This is a genomic window from Deinococcus sp. YIM 77859, assembly GCF_000745175.1.
Taxonomy (GTDB): Bacteria; Deinococcota; Deinococci; order Deinococcales; family Deinococcaceae; genus Deinococcus.
The window spans coordinates 169700-188633 of the sequence record NZ_JQNI01000002.1 but is presented as its reverse complement, the minus strand read 5'-3'; the positions used below and the strand labels follow the sequence as shown (position 1 = coordinate 188633).

Genomic DNA, 18934 nt, shown 5'->3' with positions numbered 1-18934 from the left:
CTCTAACACACCTCACGGGTTCCCACCGGCACGAGCTGCCGCCAGCTCTGCACGTTCCCCACCTGCACGGTCACGAAGCGCTCCAGCGCTCGCCACAGCGCGGGCCGTTCCTGGGTCGGGACGGGCGCGTCCATGCTCGCGCGTACGCTGCGGCGCACGACGCGGCGCAAAAACTCCAGGCTCCCCGGCGGGTAGGCGGGCAGGCTGGCGCACCCGCCGCACAGCAGCTGCCCCCCCAGCGGGTCGGGGTGCGCCGGGTCAGGAGCACCGCAGCGGGCGCAGCGGTCGGTCTGCGGCACGAAGCCCGCTAGACCCAGGAGCTTGTAGCTCATCACCAGCGCCACCCACTCGGGGTCAGGGTGGTGAGAGACGCCGCGCAGCGCACCCGCAAACAGGTCAAAGGCCTGCTCGGCAAATTCACCCTCCTGAAAGAGCGTCCCGGCAAGCTCCGCCAGCAGGTGCGCGAAGGCGTAGCGCTCCGGCTCGGCGAGGCGGGGCAGCGCGCCCTCCAGCACCGCCTGCTGCACCGTCGCCAGGTCCGCTTGCGGCGTCTGGTACATCTGCACGCCCACATGGTGAAAGAGGTTCAGACGGCTGCTGAGTGGCCCCCGCACACCGCCCCGCGCCACCGCCTTGACCTTCCCCTGGGGGGTGAGCAGGGTCACGATGATGTCTCCAGCAGGCGTGACATGCCGCCGGATCACGATGCCGCTGCGGTTGGCGCTGCGCGATCTCACCGCCAGAGTCTAGGGCGAGAGCGGCAGCGCAAAGGGGGCGAAGCGGCACGGTTGGGGATGCTGAAATCTTGCCCACCTTCCCCCGCGCCGTCTCTCCCGTACACTCGCCCCATGAGCGACACGCCCCCAAAGAACCACAGTGCCCGCGACGTGCTGCGGGAACTCTTCCCGGGGACGTACCGGGAACTGTTTGGCGAGCCGGGGGCCGATGGTCCCCTCACCCTGGGCTTGTATCCGGTTGCGGACGGGCGGCTGGCGCTGGTCCAAGGAGACCAGCTCGCCGAATTGACGCCGCTGGAACCCAAGGGCAAAAACGCTCTGCACTGCGACCTGTGCCACCACACCCGCTCGCGCACCGAGGCCGCCCTGTACCGAGTGGTGGTCGGCGCGCGGCGCACCCGCTACGTGACGCTGTGCCTGGGCACCGAAGCCTGTCAAAAGCGTGCCGGAGCCCAGGCCCTGGCCCGCCTGGCCGACCACATTTTTCCCATCGAACGCCTGTACGTGGACTGAGCCCCGGCTACTCTAAGCTGCCTCTTGTGGAGAGCTTCTGGAATGAACTGCGCCTGATGCAGGGGCTGCTCGTGGCCTTTGGGCTGAGTGGGCTGATCGGCTGGGAACGGGAACGGCTGCGCCGGGGCGCGGGCCTGCGCACCTACATTCTCGTGGGCGTGAGCGCAGCGCTGTTTGTGGTGCTTGCCGACACGCTGATCCTGCGCTTTTCGGACGACTCGGAATTCGTGCGTTTTGACCTGGTGGGCGTGCTCGGCGCGGTCGTCAGCGGCGTGAGCTTCCTGGGGGCAGGAGCCATCTTTTCTGACCGTGCCGGCAAGGGAACCAAGGGCCTGACCACCGCAGCGGGCCTCCTCGCGGTGGCCGGGGTCGGGGTGGCCTGCGGGCTCCACCTGTACGTGCTTGCCACCGGCGCGACGCTGCTCTTTCTGTTCACGCTGGGGGTGCTGGGCCGCCTGGTCGAGCCGGCCAAGTACCGCGAGGACCAGCAGGAAAACGCCGGGTAGACGGCTGGCCGCCCGCGCCCGAGTTCTTGCCGCGAACTCCTTTTTTGTATACATTATCCAGGATGTCCTCGTTCGAGCGGCCTTCTCTGGTGCGCGACGGTGTGTACGAGCACCTGCGCCGCGCTGTTCTCGACGGCGAGATTGCTCCTGGCGAACGCATCGCCGAGGTGGAGCTAGGAGAAAAGCTGGGGGTTAGCCGCACCCCGATTCGCGAGGCACTGATGCGGCTGACGCAAGACGGCCTGCTGGTGGCAGAGGCGAACAAGGGCGTGCGGGTGCGTGCTCTCAGCGCGGCCGAGGCGCGCGAAACCTATGTGGTGCGCGAGGAGCTTGACGGGCTGGCCGCCGCCCTGGCCGCTCGGGCACACCGCGGAGCCGACGCGGCGGCGCTGAGGGCGGCGCTCGCGACCCTAAACGCCGCGCCGGGCGGCGACTACCGCGAGCAAACCCGCCTCGACCTCGCCTTTCACCGCAGCGTGACGCTTGCCGCGCACAACGCCGCACTCGCCGACCTGGCCCGCCGTCTGGAGCAGCGGGTCGCCCTCATCAAACACCAGACCCGGACATACAACGCCCATCCCGATACCGGAGCGCAGCACGCCGCGATTCTGGACGCCATCCTCGCCCGGGACGCGGAGGCCGCCCGTGAGGCTGCCCGCGCGCACGTCCGCACCTTTGCCGCCCTTGTCCTGCATGACCTAGGAGAAGCCCCTTTATGATTGACCAGCTCTACCGTAAGGCCGTCCTGACTGTCTCGGGACAGAAGTTTGTCGAAGACCTCGTGCGCTCACGCGGGTGGCGGGTGGCGCAGCGTTTTGTGGCGGGTGAGGACGCCGCCTCCGCGCTGCGGGCTGTTCGTGAGCTCGAAGGTGACGGCATTCTGGGGAACCTCGACCTGCTGGGTGAGTTCATCGACTCGCCGGAGCAGTGCTCTGCCTTTGCAGAGCGGGTTCTGAGCCTGCTTGATCAGGCGAACGCTGCGGGAATTCCCCCCTACGTCAGCGTCAAGCTTTCCAGTGTCGGCCAGGGACAAACCGTGAACGGCGAGGACCTGGGCCTGACGAATGCCCGCCGAATCGTGAGCCGGGCCAAGGGGTACGGCGGCTTCGTGTGCCTGGATATGGAAGACCACACCCGAGTAGACCAGACGCTCACGCAGTTCCGGCTTCTCGTGAACGAGTTCGGCAACGAGACGGTGGGCACCGTGCTGCAAAGCTACCTCTACCGTTCAGAGGCCGACCTCGCCGCCCTGCAAGACCTGCGCCCTAACCTGCGGATCGTCAAGGGCGCCTACCTCGAACCCCCCTCGGTCGCCATGCCCGACAAGGCCGACGTGGACGCCAGTTACCGCCGCCTGGTGTACGCCCAGCTGCGAGCAGGCCATTACGTCAATGTCGCCACGCACGACGAGCGGCTGATCGAGGACGTCAAGCATTTTGTGCTCGCCCACGGCGTCCGCCGCGACGCCTTTGAGTTCCAGATGCTGTACGGCGTGCGGCGCGACCTACAAAAGGAGCTTGCTCGGCAGGGCTACCGCGTCCGCGCCTACATCCCCTACGGGCGCGACTGGTACCCGTACTTCAGCCGCCGCATCGCCGAGACACCGCGCAACGCGCTGTTTGTGCTGCGCGGCATGCTCAAGGGCTAGGCAGCGTCACCCCACCCCTCACGCCTGATCCTGAGCGCCTCCCGCCTCGAAAGGAATGCCCATGATTAAAGTCCAGGACTACCGCCCCCAGCCCTTTACCGACTTCACCCGCGAAGAGAACGTCAGGGCCTATCAGGCCGCGCTGCAGCGGGTCCGCGCTGAACTCGTCGGCAGGCATTACCCCCTGATCATCAATGGCGAGCGAGTGGACACGCCCCAGCGGCTGACTTCCGTCAATCCCTGCGACACCTCGGAGGTGATCGGCACAACGGCCAAGGCGACCGTTGAAGACGCGCAGCGTGCCCTAGAAGGCGCGTGGCAGGCCTTTGAGACCTGGAAGACCTGGGAGATGGACGCTCGCGCCCGCATCCTCCTCAAGGCCGCCGCGATCCTCAAGCGCCGCCGCCTGGAGGCCTGCGCGCTGATGACGCTGGAGGTCGGCAAGAACTACGCCGAAGCCGACGTCGAGGTCGCGGAGGCGATTGACTTTCTGGAGTACTACGCCCGCTCCGCGATGAGGTACGCGGGCTTTGGCGCCGCCGAGACGACGTGGTTTGAGGGCGAAGAAAACGGCCTGCTGTACCTGCCCCTCGGGGTGGGCGTCTCCATCTCACCGTGGAACTTCCCGTGTGCGATCTTTACGGGAATGCTGGCGGCGCCCATCGTGGTCGGCAACTGCGTGATCGCCAAGCCCGCCGAGGATTCCGGCCTGATCGCAGGCTTCATGGTGGACATCCTGCTGGAAGCGGGACTCCCCCCCGGCGTGCTGCAATTCCTGCCCGGCATCGGCGCCGAGGTGGGCGAGTACCTCACCACGCATCCCAAGACGCGCTTCATCACCTTTACCGGTTCGCGGGCGGTGGGCCTGCACATCAACGAGGTGGCCGCCAAGGTCGTGCAGGGGCAGAAGTGGATCAAAAAGGTGGTGCTGGAACTGGGCGGCAAGGACGCGCTCATCGTGGACGAGACCGCCGATCTGGACGTTGCCGTGACCGCCGCGACCCAAAGCGCTTTCGGCTTCAATGGGCAGAAGTGCTCCGCGATGAGCCGCCTGATTGTGGTGGACGAGGTGTACGACAAGGTGGTGAACGCCTTTGTGGAGCGCACCAGGGCCCTCAAGGTGGGCACCGGTGAAGAAAACGCCAACGTCACGGCGGTGGTCAACGAGGAGAGCTTCGAAAAGATCCGCCAGTACCTTGCCATCGGCAAGCAGGAAGGGCAGGTGCTGCTGGGCGGCGAGGCCCCGGGCGAATGTGAGGGCAAGAAGGGCTATTACGTCCAACCCACCATCATCGGGGACGTGAGCCCGGAAGCCCGCATCGCCCAGGAGGAAATCTTTGGGCCGGTGGTCGCGGTGCTGCGGGCGCGCGACTGGCAGGACGCGCTGCGGATCGCCAACGCGACCGAGTACGGCCTCACCGGCGGCGTATGCAGCAATAACCGCCAGCGCCTGGAGCAGGCCCGCGCTGAGTTTGAGGTGGGAAACCTGTATTTCAACCGCAAGATCACGGGGGCGATCGTGGGGGTGCAGCCCTTTGGTGGGTACAACATGAGCGGCACCGATTCCAAGGCGGGCGGCCCGGACTACCTGGCGAACTTCCTGCAGCTCAAGTCGGTCACCGAGCGCTGGTAAAGGCCGGAACCAGGAAGCGGGGCGGCGCCGTATGCCGACCTCAGGGCGGCAGCAGCCCGGCGAGGGGATCGCGGCCGTCCCAGAGGCCCTCGGCCTGCAGGGGCACGAAGCGGGCGAACAGGTCCTCGCTGTACCAGCCGAGGCGGCGGGTCTGGCGAATCGCAGCTCGGTGCCCCGGGGAGCCGTAGGCAAAGGCCCGGACTCCGGCCATCTCCCGCCACAGGCTAAAGGTGCCCTGCCGCAGCAGGGGCAACTCCCCGAAGCCCACCGAGGCCAGCAGGCTGGGGTGGGCGTGCAAGGCCTGTTGGGAGGCGGGCACCGCACGCCAAAAGGCAGGCAGGCGCGTCAGGCGCAGCGAGCCGCGGGTGAGCACGGCCACGGGGCCCCCCTCTTCCTCGCGCAGGGGGAGGTGACCCAGGGGCTGAACCCCGCCCCAGGTCCCACGAGCGCGCAGGGGCCGCAGCAGCAGCGTATACGTCTCGAGGGCACAGGACCGCTCTGCTTGGCGCCAGGGACTGTCCTCGAAGCGCTCGTAGGCTTCGCGTGAGGCCCAGACGCAGAAGCGGGCCCAGCGCAGCAGGTCGGCCCCCAACGTGAGGTCCTGCCCCCGTCCGGTTCCCAGCAGGCGCCAAAAGGTCAGGCCCGGTTGGCGAGCGAGCACCAGACGGTCCTGGGCCAGGCGGGCCAGGCCCAGCCCACCCTTGCGCCCGGCATAGCGCGTGAGGGTAAAACTGGCGACGGGCCCTGGGGGAGTTCGGTGTTCTCCCGTCTCTCCTGGTGGCATCGGCTTTCCTCCTCTGGGCCAGGACATCCCAGATGCCCATCGTACTCGGCCGTCAGCGCTGTGGGGTGATCCCAAGCCCGCCACTGCCGTCAGCCCGCGCGAGGACGGAAAACGCTTCAGAAAGAGGAGTTCTCCCGTGCCTCCAACGGTGCCTACTTGCTGAGCTGGCCGATGATGCTGAACATCGGGAGAAACATCCCCGCCACGATGGTCCCCACAATCGCCCCCAGGAAGACGATCATCAGCGGCTCGATCGCAGCGGTGAGGCTGGCCACCGCCTCATCCACCTCGCGGTCGTAGAAGTCGCCAATTTTATAGAGCATGCTGTCGAGTGCACCGGTTTCTTCACCGATTGCCACCATGCTGACCACCATCGGCGGGAACACCCGGCTGGTCGCCAGGCTGGCACTCATCGGCTCGCCCACCATCACCACATTCTTGGCGTTTTCGATGGTGTCCTCGACAATGGCATTGTTGGCGGTCCCCTTGGTGATTTCCAAGCTCTCGATGATGTTGACGCCGCTGCTGATCAGAAGGCCAAAGGTACGAGCAAAGGAGCTGACTGCACTCTTTTTGAGCAGGGGGCCAAAGACAGGAAGACGCAGTTTGATGTCATCGATCACATGCCGTCCCTGTGGCGTTCGGTAGTACCACCGGTAAGCAAAGACAAGCGCGGCAATGCCTGCGAGGATGAATAACCCGGAGTTCTTCAGAAAGTCCGATACCGCCATCAGCAGACGGGTAATCAGGGGAAGCGGCGCATTGAGCTGCGCCAGAATCCCGGCAAACTGCGGCACGATGGTGGTGAGCAGGAAGTACGTGATGCCGATGGCAAAGACCAGCACCACCACCGGGTACGTGAGGGCGCTCTTGATCTTGCCGCGCAGTCCGAGTTCCTTTTCCTGAAAGGCGGCAATTCGTTCCAGAATGCTGTCCAGCGTGCCGCTCGTCTCGCCCGCCCGCACCAGGTTGATGTACAGCCGGTTAAAGACCCTGGGATGCTTGACGAGCGCCTCGCTGAGGGGCAGGCCGCCCTCGACGTCCGCCCGAATACTCCTGATGATGGTCTGGAACGCCTTGTTTTCGATCTGGCGTTGCAGGATGGCAAGCGACTGCACCAGCGGCACGCCTGCGTTGATCAGGGTAGCGAGCTGTTTACTAAAGACGGCGACCTGCTTGAGGTTGGGCGGGCGGTCACTCAAGCCGGGGATCTTGACCTCGGCGTTCAGCCCCGTCTTGGGCGGCTTGATCTCGACGATAAACAGGCTTTTGGCGCGCAGGGCGTCGCGAACCTGTGAGGCGGTCTCGGCCTCCATCTGGGACTTCAGGATCTTTCCGGAGCGGTCCCGGACGCGGTATTCGTAGACCGGCATGGGCGCGAGTATAGTTCGGGGCGTCTTGCGTTCCCCTTACAACGGGGAGGGCAGGCGGGTGAAAAGCGCATGAAGGAGCAATCACACATCGCACAGGCGATCGCCAAAGCCGCCGAGCACATCGCGGCCGGGGGCGTGGTGGGCTACCCCACCGAGACGGTGTGGGGCCTGGCCGCCCGCCCTGACGCCGCCGCCCGACTGTATGACGTCAAAGGCCGTGAGCCGGACAAACCGGTTCAGGTGTCGTGCGTGGATGCTGCCACCGCCCGCACGCTTACGCGCGGGGACACGGCCTTTGACGCCCTCGCGCCGCTGTGGCCGGGACCGCTCACCCTCGTGCTGCCCGCCAGCCCCGCCTGCCCGCCGGACCTCGCGCCGGGAGGCTGGGTGGGCCTGCGGGTTCCCGATCATCCTGTGGCGCTGGCCCTGCTGCGAGCCTGCGGCGGCCTGCTTGCAACCACCAGCCTAAACCCCAGCGGGCGGCCCGCCGCGCGAAGCTTCGCGGAGGCGCAGGCCTACGGCCTCACGCCCCTCCTGCTGCCGGATGGCGGCGTACCCGCGCAGGGTCTGGCCAGCACGGTCGTGCGCGTCCGTGGACATGAGCTGGAGGTGCTGCGCGAGGGTGCCCTCCCCGCCGCCGTGCTGCAGGAGCAGCTTCGCGGGGCGGCGCGGTGACACCCACGGCACAGGCCCTGATCGGCGCGGCGCTCCTCGCTGCTGGGCGGCCCATCACCCGGCGTGAGCTGGCGGACATGCTGGGCCTGCCCGAAGAAGCGGCGGTGCGGGCCACCGAAGCTTTTGCCCGCTCCCTGCGGGAAGCCGAGCTGGGCTTTGAGGTGGAGGCGGTGGCCGGCGGTTACCGGCTGGTGGTGCCGCCCGCTCTCGCCGCCCACCTCGCCCCGCTGCTCGCGCCGCCGCCACTACCGCCGCTGAGTGCGGCCGCGCTGGAGGTCCTGGCCGTGATCGCCTACCGGCAGCCCGTCACCCGGGCGGAGATCGAGGCGATGCGCGGGGGCAGCGCCAGCAGCATCGTCACCCTTCAGGAACGGGAACTCGTGAAGGTGGTGGGCCGCAGTCCCGCGGTCGGACAACCGCTGCTGTACGGCACCACAGAACGGTTCCTGCTGGAATTCGGTTTGACCAGCCTGGAAGACCTTCCTCCGCTGGAAGGGGCAGACTTCGCGCACCTGCTCAGGGGCTAAAAGGGCGGTCCCAGCACACGGCGTTCACCGCTCGGCAGGGTCCCCGGGCACTTCCCCGCTACACTGCCTGTCATGCCGGATGTGTCGCTGACCGCCACCGACCTCGCCCGCGCCGTGCAGGCGCGTGAAATCACCCCCCAGGCCCTGCTGGACGCTGCCCGCGCCCGTGCCCAGGCGGCGCGCGACCTCAACGCCCTGATCAGCCTCAATGACCGTGCCGAGGCGCAGGCTGCGCAGGTGCAGGCCCGTCTCGACGCCGGGGAGACGCTGCCCCTGGCGGGCGTGCCGGTCACCGTGAAGGACAACATCAACGTGACGGGCACCCGCACGACCTGTGGCAGCCGTATCCTGGCGAACTACGTGTCCCCCTACGACGCGACGGTCGTCGAGCGGCTGCACGCGGCGGGCGCCATCATTCTGGGCAAGGCGAACATGGACGAGTTCGCGATGGGGTCGAGCACCGAGAGCAGTGCGAGCGGCCCCGCCCTCAATCCCTGGGACCGGACGCGCGTACCGGGCGGCAGCAGCGGCGGAAGCGCTGTGGCGGTCGCCGCGAACATCACGCCCGTCGCGCTGGGAAGCGACACGGGCGGCTCGGTGCGCCAGCCTGCGGCCTTCACCGGCATCTACGGCCTGAAGCCCACCTACGGGCGGGTGAGCCGTTACGGCCTGGTGGCCTACGCCAGCAGCCTCGACCAGATTGGCCCCTTTGCCCGCACCGCCGCCGACCTGGCCCTTTTGATGAACGTCCTGGCCGGGCATGACCCGCGCGACGCCACCAGCCTGGACGTGCCCCCCGCCTTCCAGCCGGGCACTCCAGACGACCTGCGGGGGATCAAGGTCGGCGTGATTCGCGAGAGCCTGAGCGGCAACACGCCCGGCGTGGAGGCGGCGCTGCGAGCCACCCTGGACGCTCTGCGTGGGGCCGGGGCGAGCGTTCGCGAAGTCAGCGTGCCGAACGTTCAGCACGCCGTCGCGGCCTATTACCTGATCGCCATGCCGGAAGCGAGTTCCAACCTGGCCCGCTATGACGGCATGGTCTACGGCGCGCGTGTTCCGGCGGGCGACGTGATGGAGAGCATGACAAGGGCGCGTGAGGAGGGCTTTGGGCCGGAGGTGAAGCGGCGCGTCATGCTGGGCACCTATGCCCTCTCCAGCGGCTACTACGACGCCTACTACAGCAAGGCGATGCGGGTGCGCCGCCTGATCGCGCAGGACTTTGCCCGCGCCCTGGCGGAGGTGGACCTGCTGGTGACGCCCACCAGCCCCTTCCCTGCCTTCCGGCGCGGCGAGAGGACGCAAGACCCCCTCGCCATGTACGCCGCCGACGTGGACACGGTCGCCATCAACCTCGCGGGGCTGCCCGCCCTCAGTGTTCCCGCCGGGTTCGAGGAGGTGGACGGCAAGAGGCTTCCCGTCGGCATCCAGTTCATCGCGCCCGCCCTGAAGGATGAGGTGCTGGTCCGGCTGGCGGGCGGGCTGGAAGGCATCGGGGCGGTAAAGGTGGAGGCACCGGGGCACTAGCCTTCACGCCCAGGCCCGCACCACCCGCAGTTCCTCGCCGTTCCCGTCCACCACGGCCACCAGCGCGCCGCCCCGCGTGACGACGTGCCGCCCGACCACCCCCGACGGTGGGCGCTTGCCCTGCCGCAGGGCGCGGGCGAGCTGCTCGTCCGCCTCGATGCGCGGAAAATCGAGGGCGGCGAGGTCGGGGAGGCCTTCCGCTTCGGCCAGATCCTCCACGCGGACGCTCCCGGCGAGACCAAAGCGGCCCACACGGGTGCGGACCAGGCCCGCCAGGTGGGCAGGCACCCCCAGCGCCGCCCCCACATCCCGCGCCAGCGAGCGCAGGTAGGTCCCGCTGCCCACGCTGGCCCGCACGAGCAGGGTGGGAAAGTCGCCCAATGGTGGCGGCAAGTCAAAGGTGCGTCCGTTCGGATCCGGACGCCAGCCCTCGAGGCCAGGGGAAAAGGCGCGGGGAGCCTCCTGCACGCTGGAGGACACGCTCAGCAGGTCCAGCGCGTGAATGGTCACGTTGCGAGCGGGCAGGTCGAGTTGACCCCCGGCCCGTGCCACCGCATACGCCCGCTGGCCCCCCACCTGAAGGGCGCTGTACTGCGGGGGCACCTGCGCCTGCGGCCCCAGGAAGCCGCTCAGTACCTCGCGGACGGTACCCTCGTCAGGAGGTGTGACGGGCACAGCCTCCGTCACCGGTCCCTCGGCGTCCAGCGTCGGCGTGCCCGCGCCCAGAGCGATCCAGGCGAGGTAGTCCTTGCTGTCGGCCTCCATAAACTGCACGAGCTTGGTGGAGTCGTCCACACACAGCACCAGCACCCCGGTGGCCAGCGGATCGAGGGTGCCGGTATGCCCCACGCGCCGGGTGCCCAGCGCGCGCCGCGCCCGGTTCACGACATCGTGAGAGGTCAGGCCCAGGGGTTTGTCCACGGGGATGACGGGCATCGGGGGCAGGCTAGCAGAGGACAGAGGACAAAGCGCAGGGAGCCACCACGCTCTGCTTTTCTGGCGTTCTATCCTCCGCCCTCGGCCCTCGACACGCGTACACTGCGCAGGTGTTGCGCGCCGCGTTCTGGTTAACCGCCTTGGTGTTCTTGCCGGTCGGGCTGTTTCTGTACTTCCTTCCACCGGGCGCTGGAACCCTCCTGGGTGTATCGCCGCTGTGGCTGGCCCGCTGGGCCGGGGGCCTGCTGGTGGCCTGGGGCGCGTTCCTGTTGGTGGCCAGTGCTCGGCCCAACGGTCCGAGCGCCTTTGCCCTGGCCGCCGGGAATCTGCTGACCGTCGCCGCGCTGGTTCCTCCCGCACTGCGGCTCGCAGATGTGCTGCCCTCCGCCGTCCGCGCCCTGATGCTGGGGGTGTCGTTGGTGCTGGCCCTGCTCGCTGTGGTGGGCATCCTCACCGCGCCTTCCCCCCGGAGCCGCCCATGAGCGGAGAACGCCTGCAAAAACGGCTTGCCCGCGCCGGGATCGCCTCGCGCCGCGCCGCTGAGGCGCTGATCACGGCAGGCCGCGTGACGGTTAACGGCGAGGTCGCCACCCTGGGACGCACCGTCACACCCGAGGACGAGGTGCGCGTGGACGGCACGCTGGTCGGGGCGGAGGAGCGTCCCAGCGTCACCTTTCTGCTGTATAAGCCGGTGGGCTACGTGACCACCGCCCGCGACGAGTACGGGCGGCGAAACGTGCTGTCTGCCATGCCGCCCGTGCCCGGCCTGCATCCGGTTGGACGGCTCGACAAGGATTCCGAGGGGCTGCTGCTGCTCACCAACGACGGCCAGCTCACGCTCACGCTCACGCACCCCCGCTACGGCCATGAAAAGGCGTACCGCGCCTGGACGGCGGGGAACCACGACCCCACACCCGCCGAACTGCGCGCCCTCCTGGAAGGGGTCGAGCTCGACGACGGCCCGGCTCGCGCCCTGGACGTGCAACCCGCGCGGGGCGGCGCGTTCGTCACGCTGGGCGAGGGCCGCAACCGGCAGGTTCGGCGGATGCTGGCCGCGATCGGCCACCCCGTCACCCGCCTGCTGCGCTACCGAATCGGCGGCCTGTGGCTGGGTGACCTCTCCCCCGGCGAGTACCGCGAGCTTTCGTCCAGTGACCTCCGGGCTCTCCTCCACCCGGCGCAGGTCCCTCGCCGTCTGTGGCAGCAGGCCGAGCGGGAGATGCTTTCGCGGTGGGGGTGACCGAAAGAGACGCACAAGCCTCCAACATGGGTCCCTGGCCCCTTGCTCTTTGCTACACTGTCTGCTGCGGGGAGGTCCACGGTCGCGCCCGACAGTTTCTTTCCAGGAACTGGGGGTGAGGAAAGTCCGGGCACCGCAGGGCAGGATGCCAGCTAACGGCTGGTCGGCGAGTCAAGTGCCCGCGCAGGCGCCGAAGCGCGCGGGTGGCGGCGAAGCCGAAGGACAGTGCCACAGAAACCAGACCGCCACTTCTGTGCAGCCCCGGCGCGGGTGGAAGTGGTCAGGGTGAAACGGTGCGGTAAGAGCGCACCAGGCCCAGCGGAGACGCGGGGCGCTGGTAAACCCCATCCGGTGCAAGACCCGACAGCGCGCGAGGAGCGGCCCGCTCCGATGACCGCCAGGATGGTCGCTAGAGGCGCGTGGTGACACGCGTCCCAGAGAGATGACCGTGACTCCACCCTCCGTGGGGACAGAACCCGGCTTACCGCCTCCCCGCACCCCTACCGGCAGAGCGGCTCTCCCCGACACGGGGGGCGGCCGCTCTCCTCACTAGCGGTTCTGCGCCCTCTTGGCGTCCAAGGCCGCCGTCACAAAGCCCGCGATCAGCAGGAGTCCTCCCACCGGTGTGACCGCTCCCCACCAGCGGGCGCCACCAAGCGCGAGCACATAGAGGGTGCCGCTAAAGATCAGGCTGCCCCCGAGCAGGAGGAGCGGTGCGCGGCGCTGCGCAGGGTGCGTGCCCAGGACGAGCAGCGCGAGGGCAGCGTACATCTGATAGCGCACGCCGGTCTCAAAGTTGGCGAGCATGGCCGGGTCCAGGCGGCCTTTGAGGGCATGGGCGCCAAAAGCCCCCAGGGCGACCCCCAGGGCTGCCAGGAGCGCTCCGGCTGCTGTGGCATTCAGGCTTCGCATAAACCGAGGCTACGGGGAAGCCGGGTGGGGGTTTGTCCCACCCCGTGCGCGGTGGGAAAGCGCAGGGTCACTCCCCACCTCCTCACCCCAAAAAAGGCGTGCTGGACCACTTTTTTTGCAAGAGGCGCGCGCAAGCCTCCGGGTGTTCGGGGAAAGCTGGTGGGAAAAAGAGGAGGCCAGGGTGGAAAAGCGGGGGAAAAAGTGGGGAACGGTGGTAAATGCTGAGCTGGGCTGTTACACTCGCCGCACAGCCCGAAACGGCGCCCACCGTGCGTACGTGGGCTGCTTTCCGCGTCCCTCTCCGGTCTGACCGGCAGAGGGACGCGGACGGGGAGGAGCGCAGTGCCATTTGGAGAGTATCCCTACACCATCGACGACAAGGGCCGCGTGGTCATGCCACCCGCCTTTCGGGAATTCGTCGAGGATGGGATGATTCTTACCCGTGGCATGGAGGGCTGCCTGTATGTTTTTCCGCTCGCCGGTTGGCGGCGGGTGGAGGAACAGTTGGAGGGCCTACCGCTGACGGACGCGCAGTCACGGGCGTTTGTGCGCTTCTTCTATTCCGGCGCCAACAAGGCGCGTCTGGACAACCAGAGCCGCGTCACGGTTCCGCAGACGCTGCGCACCTTTGCGGCCCTCGAGAGTGACGTGATTGTTGCCGGTGCCCCCGGACGGCTGGAGCTGTGGAATCCTGGCCGCTGGGAGGCCGCGATCCAGGCGGTGCAGCAGAACCCCCCGAACCCCGACCTTCTCGCCAACTTCGTGGCGTGATCACCATGAATACTGCTTCTCCCGACCTTCCCCACCACGACACCCTCTCGCATATCCCGGTGCTGGCCTCGGAGGTGCGAGAAGCCCTCGCGCCCGCGCCGGGCCGCGTGATCGTAGACGGCACCCTGGGCGGGGCCGGACACACCCGGCTGCTGCTCGAAGCGGGCGCAACGGTCTACGGCATCGACCAAGACCCCTATGCGCTGAGCCGCGCCCACGCGCTGAAGCTTCCCCGACTGACCGTGCTTGAGGGCAACTACCGCGACATGCGGGAACTGCTCGCTCGCCAGGGCGTGACGCGGGTCGACGGTGTCCTGCTTGACATCGGCGTCAGCAGTTTTCAGCTTGACGACGCCGGACGCGGCTTTTCTTACCACACCGACGCGCCGCTTGATATGCGCATGAGCCAGGCGGGTCAAAGTGCCGCCGATGTGGTCAATACCCTCTCCGAAGCGGAACTCGCTTCGATCATCTACGAGTACGGCGAGGAACGCCACTCGCGCCGAATCGCGCGGGGCATCGTGCAGGCGCGGGAACATGCCCCCATCGAAACCACCGCACAGCTCGCTTCGGTCATCAAACGGGCCTATCCGGGCTTTTCCAAGGGCATTCACCCGGCGCGCCGAACCTTCCAGGCGCTGCGGGTGTATGTGAACGACGAGCTAGGAGCGCTGCGGGACGGCCTCCAAGCGGCGGAGGCGCTGCTGACGCCGGGGGGTCGCCTCGCGGTGATCTCCTTTCACTCGCTGGAAGACCGCATCGTCAAACGCTTCCTGCGCGCGAGCTCTACCCTCCGGCCCCTGACCAAACGGCCCGTCGAGGCCACCGAAGAGGAACAGGCCCGCAACCCACGCGCCCGCAGCGCCAAGCTGCGCGCCGCCGAGAAGGTGGCCCCGGAGGAGACCACGGAGGTGACGGGGTGATGCTGCCGCGCGTTGACCTCAGCATCGCCACCTGGCGGGCACGGGCCATTCGCTACGTGTCCATCTATCTGGTGCTGGCCCTGACGCTGGTAGGGGCCCGCTTCTTCACCCAAGACGTGCGCCCCACCCTGCGCGCCGCCCAGGACCGGGAAGCGGCCCTGCTCAACGAGCGCGACGAACTCGAGCTGCGCGTTCAGGCGCTCACCAATCCCCAACGCATCCGCGACTGGGCACTACACAACGGGATGCGGCGCTTTGCCGAGGCCCCCAAAACCACCCAGGACATCACCGGCGTGCCCGCCCCCGCGCCCCTCTCTGCCCGAAGCACCCTGGAGGTAAAGACCGAATGGAAGTGAAGATTCACCACCGTTCCCGACTCATGCAGTTTGTGGCGCTGCTGCTGTTCCTGACGCTGGTATGGGCCTATGCACAGCTCGAATGGAACGTGCCGCAGGGCGTGAAGCGCACGGCGATGCAGGCTCGCGGCACGATCGTTGCTCGCGACGGTACGGTCCTCGCTCGCTCGGTGAACGGCCAACGGGTCTACCCCCAGGGGAAGCTGGCCGGTCAGGTGATCGGCATGATGGGCGCGACCGAGGGGCTGGAGGGGCTGGAGTACGCCTACAACCGCGCCCTGGCTGCCGGACAAAATCTCAAGCTCACCCTTGATCCCGGCGTGCAGGCGACGGCCGAGGCGGCCCTGGCCGAAGCCGTACCCAAGCACAAGGGCGAGTACGGCTCGGTGGTGGTGCTGGAAACCCGCACCGGCAAGGTGCTGGCAGCAGCCAGTTACCCGCCCTTTGATCCCAACAACTGGCGAGACTACAGCCCAGAAGCGCGGCGCAACCGGCCCTTCCTCGACGTCTTTGAGCCGGGCTCGACCGTCAAGGGGCTGGTGGTGGCGGCGGCCATCAACGAGGGGCTGACCACACCCGACACGGTGTACGACACGCCGATGCGCCGCTACGTGGGGGGGCGCTGGGGAAGCACCATTGGGGACGCGGTCGCCCACCCCCGGCAGCTCACCACCCGGCAGATCCTGCGTTACAGCAGCAACGTAGGCATGAGTCATATCGTGGAGCACTTTGCACCCGAAAAAATGCGCGGTTACCTGAGCCGCTACGGGTTCGGAGACTACGTGGACATCCCCACGGTGATGACGAGCACCGGAAAACTTCAGCCTCTGCGCCGGTGGGATGATCTCGTGCGGGCCACCAATGCCTTCGGACAAGGCATGAGCAGCACCACCCTGCAACTGGCCGCCGCCTACAACGCCCTCGCCAACGACGGCCTGTATGTGTCGCCCCGCCTGGTCGAGGGCGAAAGCGCAGGACAGCGCCATGAGGTGCTGCGGCCCCAGACGGCCCGGGTGACCCGGGAGATGCTCCAGGCTGTGATCGAGGAAGGCATTCCCCATGCCGCAGGTCTGAAAGGGTACGCGCTGGCCGGGAAGACCGGGACGGCACAGGTCGCGGGTGCCCAGGGGTATACGCGCAACCTGTACGACAGTGTCTTCGCGGGGTTCTTCCCGGCGGACGCGCCGCGCGTCACCGTCGCGGTGATGGTTCACGGCGCCAAGATCGGCTACCACGGCTCACAGCTCGCTGCTCCCATCTACCGTGAAATCGCCTCGGAAATCCTTTCCCGCTGGGCGACCGCCCCGCAAGAGGAACCGCAGCCCAAGGAAAAGTCCCAGTAGGCTCCCGGCCCTCAACGCGCAGAGAGCAGCTCTTTCTAAGAACACTCTGAGAACTACCGAGCCCAAGCGGGGGAGAAAGGCACGCCAACGCCTTCTCCCCCGCGCTCGTTGTGACTCCTAACGTAAAAAATGTCACAAACCTTTGCGTTTTTGCCCCCAAAACCCCCCACTGGCGTCCCAGAGAGGCCCCTCTCCGTAGACTTATCATGAGAGAGAAAGTGAGAGAGTTAGAACTTCGCTCATCTAAAAAGTATGCTGCCAAAGGGAGCAAGCCATAGAGGAACAGGGGCCGTGGCCGCGCCAGGAGGGCTGAAGATGAGAAGAAGAGGGCACTTCCCACAGAAATCCCCCATGGAGGATCTTTAGGCTCTCGGCAGCCGGGAACCAGAACGCCCGCAGCTTCTTCACCCCCACAATCCACCCCCGGCTACTCCTTTTGGGGTAGCCGCAGGAGACTCCATGGCCAATACTCCTCGCCGCTGGATGCATGTCATCCTGTTGGGCACCGTCGGAACTGTCACTGCTACCCCCGCTCTTCCTGTGCCGAGTGTCGCTGCTCAGGCGGTGCGCGACGCGCTGACCCCAGAACTCCCCCTGGCGCCCGTGCCCCCACGCGCCGAAGCCCCTCAGAAGGCGGCCTTACCGGCGGAGGTGGCCGCACAAAACCGGGCGCGAGCCGTGCAGCAGGCCCAGGCAGAGATTGCCCAAAGCCGCGTTCGCACGGGCCGCAGCGTGATCGCCCGCGCGACGGCATACAACAGCACACCCGGCCAGACCGACAGCACGCCCTTTATCACCGCCACAGGCACCCGGACTCGACCCGGTGTGGTGGCGCTGAGCCGCGACCTGCTGCGTATCTTTCCCTATGGCAGCAAAATCATGATCGAGGATCTCAGCGGCCGGTACAACAACCTCTTCAAAGGTCGCGTGTTCTACGTCGAGGACACCATGGCGGCCCGCAAGACAAACAGCATTGACATTTGGATGGCGACACGCAGCCAGGCCATTCAGTTTGGCGCGCGGCAAGTTCGCATCACGGCGGTGCGCTGAAGCTTTCCTTGCCCTTCACGCGGCGTGGGCTGGCCCCCGGGCCACTCACGCTGTTTTTTTTGAGCGCCCCTCCTCTGGTATTCTCCGCAGACGTGGCCCATTCCGCCCCCGATCTCGCCTGGACGCTGGCCCGCGCACACCTCGCGCGCCGGCGCACCCAAAACCTTCTCACCGTGCTGGGCATCGCGGTGGGTGTGATGGTGTTGATCGCGGCCCTGAGCCTCACCAACGGCTTTACCCGTGCTCTGGTCGACGCGACCCTGCGGGCCAGTCCACACCTGAGCGTCACGGCCTTTGTCCCCTCCCCCCGTGACGCTGCCCTCGAGGCGCAGATGCGGGCCGACCCACGGGTGACCGCCTTTGCGCCCTTTCTCGCCGACAAGGGGCTGTTGACTCGCCCGGCCACCTCCGGACGGGGGGCAGGCGTAGATTTCGCCACCCTCTTCGGCGTGACGCCACAGGCCGCGCAGGTGTTGCGGCTCAGCCCGCAGGAAAGTGAGCTGCTGCGAACGCTGGGGCCGGGTGAAGTCCTGTTGGGTGCGTCCCTGGCCCGCAGCGTCGGGGCCTTTACGGGGGATGAGGTGCGGCTGCTGAACTCCACGCAGCGCCGCGCGACCCTGCGCGTGAAGGGCGTTTTCAGCACGGGCAACTACCTGATCGACTCCGGGTATGCCTTTACCAGCCTGGAGACCCTCCAGGCCCTCCAGGGGACCAGGAACGTCACCGGCTATCAGCTCCGGCTGCGCGACGCCCAGGCAGCACGCGCTGTCGGGGAGACGCTGACCCGTACTCGGCCCTACACGCCACTTCCCTGGCAGGACCTCTACGGCACCCTGCTCGACCAGCTTGCCCTGCAGAAGCGGGTCATCGCCTTCGTGGTCTTTCTCATCGTGATTGTGGCCGCCTTTGGGATCGCCAACGTCCTGACCCTGGCCGTGTTCGAGAAAACACAGGAGATCGCCATTCTGCGGGCCATCGGCGCCACAAGGGGAACCATCACCCGTACCTTTCTGATCGAGGGAGCGCTGCTGGGCCTGGGCGGGCTGCTGCTGGGAAACCTCCTGGGGCTGGGCATCAGCGCCTACTTCACGCTCAGGCCCTTTCGGCTGCCCGGCGACCTGTACTTCATCACCACCCTACCGGTAGAAGTTCGCCTTGGCGACCTGCTGTGGGTCAATGCGGTGGGCCTGGGCACGACCCTGCTCGCTGCCCTGATTCCAGCGCGGCGAGCGGCCAATGTGGAACCTGCCCGAATTCTTCGTTGACCTCCGGTCACTTTGTTCTGCCGCGCTTCTCAAGAGGATACGAGGGACATTCCAATCAGCTTGTCTTTGGGTTCGTTCTCTTGGGAGAGCATAGGATTTCTGCTCGTCTCTAGCCTTCCGGGACATTCTTCATCCTTCCTTGTAAGGAATCAAGGAGCTTGAACCATGGGACGAGTGGCAGCCTCTTGCCCTTGTCGCCAATCCGTTTGAACGAAAAG

Annotated in this window: 21 protein-coding genes and 1 other RNA gene; 17 read left to right on the top strand and 5 right to left on the bottom strand. The window is 67.2% G+C overall.

From position 1 onward, the window contains the following. Positions 1 to 2 precede the first annotated feature (2 nt). Positions 3 to 737, bottom strand: a complete 735-nt coding sequence (gene recO, locus EI73_RS01140; RefSeq protein WP_034383288.1) for a DNA repair protein RecO — start codon at positions 735 to 737, stop codon at positions 3 to 5. A gap of 111 nt (positions 738 to 848) precedes the next feature. Here recO and EI73_RS01135 point away from each other — a divergent pair, with 111 nt between their 5' ends. From EI73_RS01135 to pruA, 5 genes are all read left to right on the top strand, one after another. Continuing rightward, positions 849 to 1250 (top strand): hypothetical protein, encoded by a 402-nt coding sequence (locus tag EI73_RS01135; protein WP_034383287.1) that lies wholly within the window; start codon positions 849 to 851, stop codon positions 1248 to 1250. A gap of 26 nt (positions 1251 to 1276) precedes the next feature. Further along, entirely contained in the window at positions 1277 to 1756 is a 480-nt protein-coding gene (locus tag EI73_RS01130; protein ID WP_051935359.1) for an MgtC/SapB family protein, read from the top strand. Between the two features lie 62 nt (positions 1757 to 1818). Further along, positions 1819 to 2475, top strand: a complete 657-nt coding sequence (locus EI73_RS01125; protein ID WP_034383285.1) for a GntR family transcriptional regulator — start codon at positions 1819 to 1821, stop codon at positions 2473 to 2475. Next, positions 2472 to 3404 carry a proline dehydrogenase family protein gene (locus EI73_RS01120; RefSeq protein WP_034383283.1) on the top strand — a complete coding sequence of 311 codons (933 nt, stop codon included), beginning with the start codon at positions 2472 to 2474 and terminating at the stop codon, positions 3402 to 3404. The genes EI73_RS01125 and EI73_RS01120 overlap by 4 nt, the downstream gene beginning before the upstream one ends. Before the next feature lie 61 nt (positions 3405 to 3465). Next, positions 3466 to 5037, top strand: coding sequence for an L-glutamate gamma-semialdehyde dehydrogenase (gene pruA, locus EI73_RS01115; RefSeq protein WP_034383282.1), 1572 nt, complete (start codon positions 3466 to 3468; stop codon positions 5035 to 5037). A 40-nt stretch (positions 5038 to 5077) separates the two neighbouring features. Here pruA and EI73_RS01110 read toward each other — a convergent pair whose 3' ends face one another. Further along, positions 5078 to 5821 (bottom strand): hypothetical protein, encoded by a 744-nt coding sequence (locus EI73_RS01110; protein ID WP_197050730.1) that lies wholly within the window; start codon positions 5819 to 5821, stop codon positions 5078 to 5080. Between the two features lie 152 nt (positions 5822 to 5973). After that, positions 5974 to 7194 (bottom strand): type II secretion system F family protein, encoded by a 1221-nt coding sequence (locus EI73_RS01105; protein ID WP_034383280.1) that lies wholly within the window; start codon positions 7192 to 7194, stop codon positions 5974 to 5976. 69 nt (positions 7195 to 7263) lie between these two features. On the opposite strand from EI73_RS01105, the gene EI73_RS01100 reads away from it, so the two are divergent. From EI73_RS01100 to gatA, 3 genes are all read left to right on the top strand, one after another. Beyond that, complete coding sequence (locus EI73_RS01100; RefSeq protein WP_034383278.1) at positions 7264 to 7869, top strand: L-threonylcarbamoyladenylate synthase; 606 nt, start codon at positions 7264 to 7266, stop codon at positions 7867 to 7869. Next, complete coding sequence (gene scpB / locus EI73_RS01095) at positions 7866 to 8396, top strand: SMC-Scp complex subunit ScpB (protein ID WP_034383276.1); 531 nt, start codon at positions 7866 to 7868, stop codon at positions 8394 to 8396. The genes EI73_RS01100 and scpB overlap by 4 nt, the downstream gene beginning before the upstream one ends. Positions 8397 to 8468: 72 nt before the next feature. Beyond that, positions 8469 to 9920 carry an Asp-tRNA(Asn)/Glu-tRNA(Gln) amidotransferase subunit GatA gene (gene gatA / locus EI73_RS01090; RefSeq protein ID WP_034383274.1) on the top strand — a complete coding sequence of 484 codons (1452 nt, stop codon included), beginning with the start codon at positions 8469 to 8471 and terminating at the stop codon, positions 9918 to 9920. Between the two features lie 3 nt (positions 9921 to 9923). Here gatA and truB read toward each other — a convergent pair whose 3' ends face one another. Next, positions 9924 to 10856 (bottom strand): tRNA pseudouridine(55) synthase TruB, encoded by a 933-nt coding sequence (truB, locus tag EI73_RS01085; protein WP_034383273.1) that lies wholly within the window; start codon positions 10854 to 10856, stop codon positions 9924 to 9926. A 110-nt stretch (positions 10857 to 10966) separates the two neighbouring features. On the opposite strand from truB, the gene EI73_RS01080 reads away from it, so the two are divergent. The 3 genes from EI73_RS01080 (at position 10967) to rnpB (ending at position 12596) form a co-directional block, all read left to right on the top strand. Next, positions 10967 to 11338, top strand: a complete 372-nt coding sequence (locus EI73_RS01080) for a hypothetical protein (RefSeq protein WP_034383271.1) — start codon at positions 10967 to 10969, stop codon at positions 11336 to 11338. Continuing rightward, positions 11335 to 12096 carry a pseudouridine synthase gene (locus EI73_RS01075; RefSeq protein ID WP_034383269.1) on the top strand — a complete coding sequence of 254 codons (762 nt, stop codon included), beginning with the start codon at positions 11335 to 11337 and terminating at the stop codon, positions 12094 to 12096. Before EI73_RS01080 ends, EI73_RS01075 begins: the two co-directional genes overlap by 4 nt. A gap of 66 nt (positions 12097 to 12162) precedes the next feature. Then, an RNA gene (gene rnpB / locus EI73_RS15675) (RNase P RNA component class A) lies at positions 12163 to 12596 on the top strand. A 49-nt stretch (positions 12597 to 12645) separates the two neighbouring features. Here rnpB and EI73_RS01070 read toward each other — a convergent pair. Continuing rightward, positions 12646 to 13008, bottom strand: coding sequence for a DUF423 domain-containing protein (locus EI73_RS01070; RefSeq protein WP_034383267.1), 363 nt, complete (start codon positions 13006 to 13008; stop codon positions 12646 to 12648). A gap of 342 nt (positions 13009 to 13350) precedes the next feature. Between EI73_RS01070 and mraZ the strand changes: the two genes are divergently transcribed. The 6 genes from mraZ (at position 13351) to EI73_RS01040 (ending at position 18716) form a co-directional block, all read left to right on the top strand. Further along, positions 13351 to 13779: a division/cell wall cluster transcriptional repressor MraZ gene (gene mraZ, locus EI73_RS01065; protein ID WP_034383265.1), complete on the top strand. Its 429-nt coding sequence runs from the start codon at positions 13351 to 13353 to the stop codon at positions 13777 to 13779. A 5-nt stretch (positions 13780 to 13784) separates the two neighbouring features. Then, entirely contained in the window at positions 13785 to 14702 is a 918-nt protein-coding gene (rsmH, locus tag EI73_RS01060; RefSeq protein WP_034387432.1) for a 16S rRNA (cytosine(1402)-N(4))-methyltransferase RsmH, read from the top strand. After that, a complete protein-coding gene (locus EI73_RS01055) occupies positions 14702 to 15058 on the top strand; it encodes a hypothetical protein (protein ID WP_034383264.1) in 357 nt (118 codons plus the stop codon). The genes rsmH and EI73_RS01055 overlap by 1 nt, the downstream gene beginning before the upstream one ends. Further along, entirely contained in the window at positions 15049 to 16401 is a 1353-nt protein-coding gene (locus tag EI73_RS01050; RefSeq protein ID WP_034383263.1) for a penicillin-binding protein 2, read from the top strand. Before EI73_RS01055 ends, EI73_RS01050 begins: the two co-directional genes overlap by 10 nt. Before the next feature lie 459 nt (positions 16402 to 16860). Further along, on the top strand, positions 16861 to 17451 hold the full coding sequence (locus EI73_RS01045; RefSeq protein ID WP_034383261.1) for a 3D domain-containing protein: 591 nt from the start codon (positions 16861 to 16863) through the stop codon (positions 17449 to 17451). Positions 17452 to 17543: 92 nt separating this feature from the next. After that, positions 17544 to 18716 carry an ABC transporter permease gene (locus EI73_RS01040; protein ID WP_034387429.1) on the top strand — a complete coding sequence of 391 codons (1173 nt, stop codon included), beginning with the start codon at positions 17544 to 17546 and terminating at the stop codon, positions 18714 to 18716. Positions 18717 to 18934 lie beyond the last annotated feature (218 nt).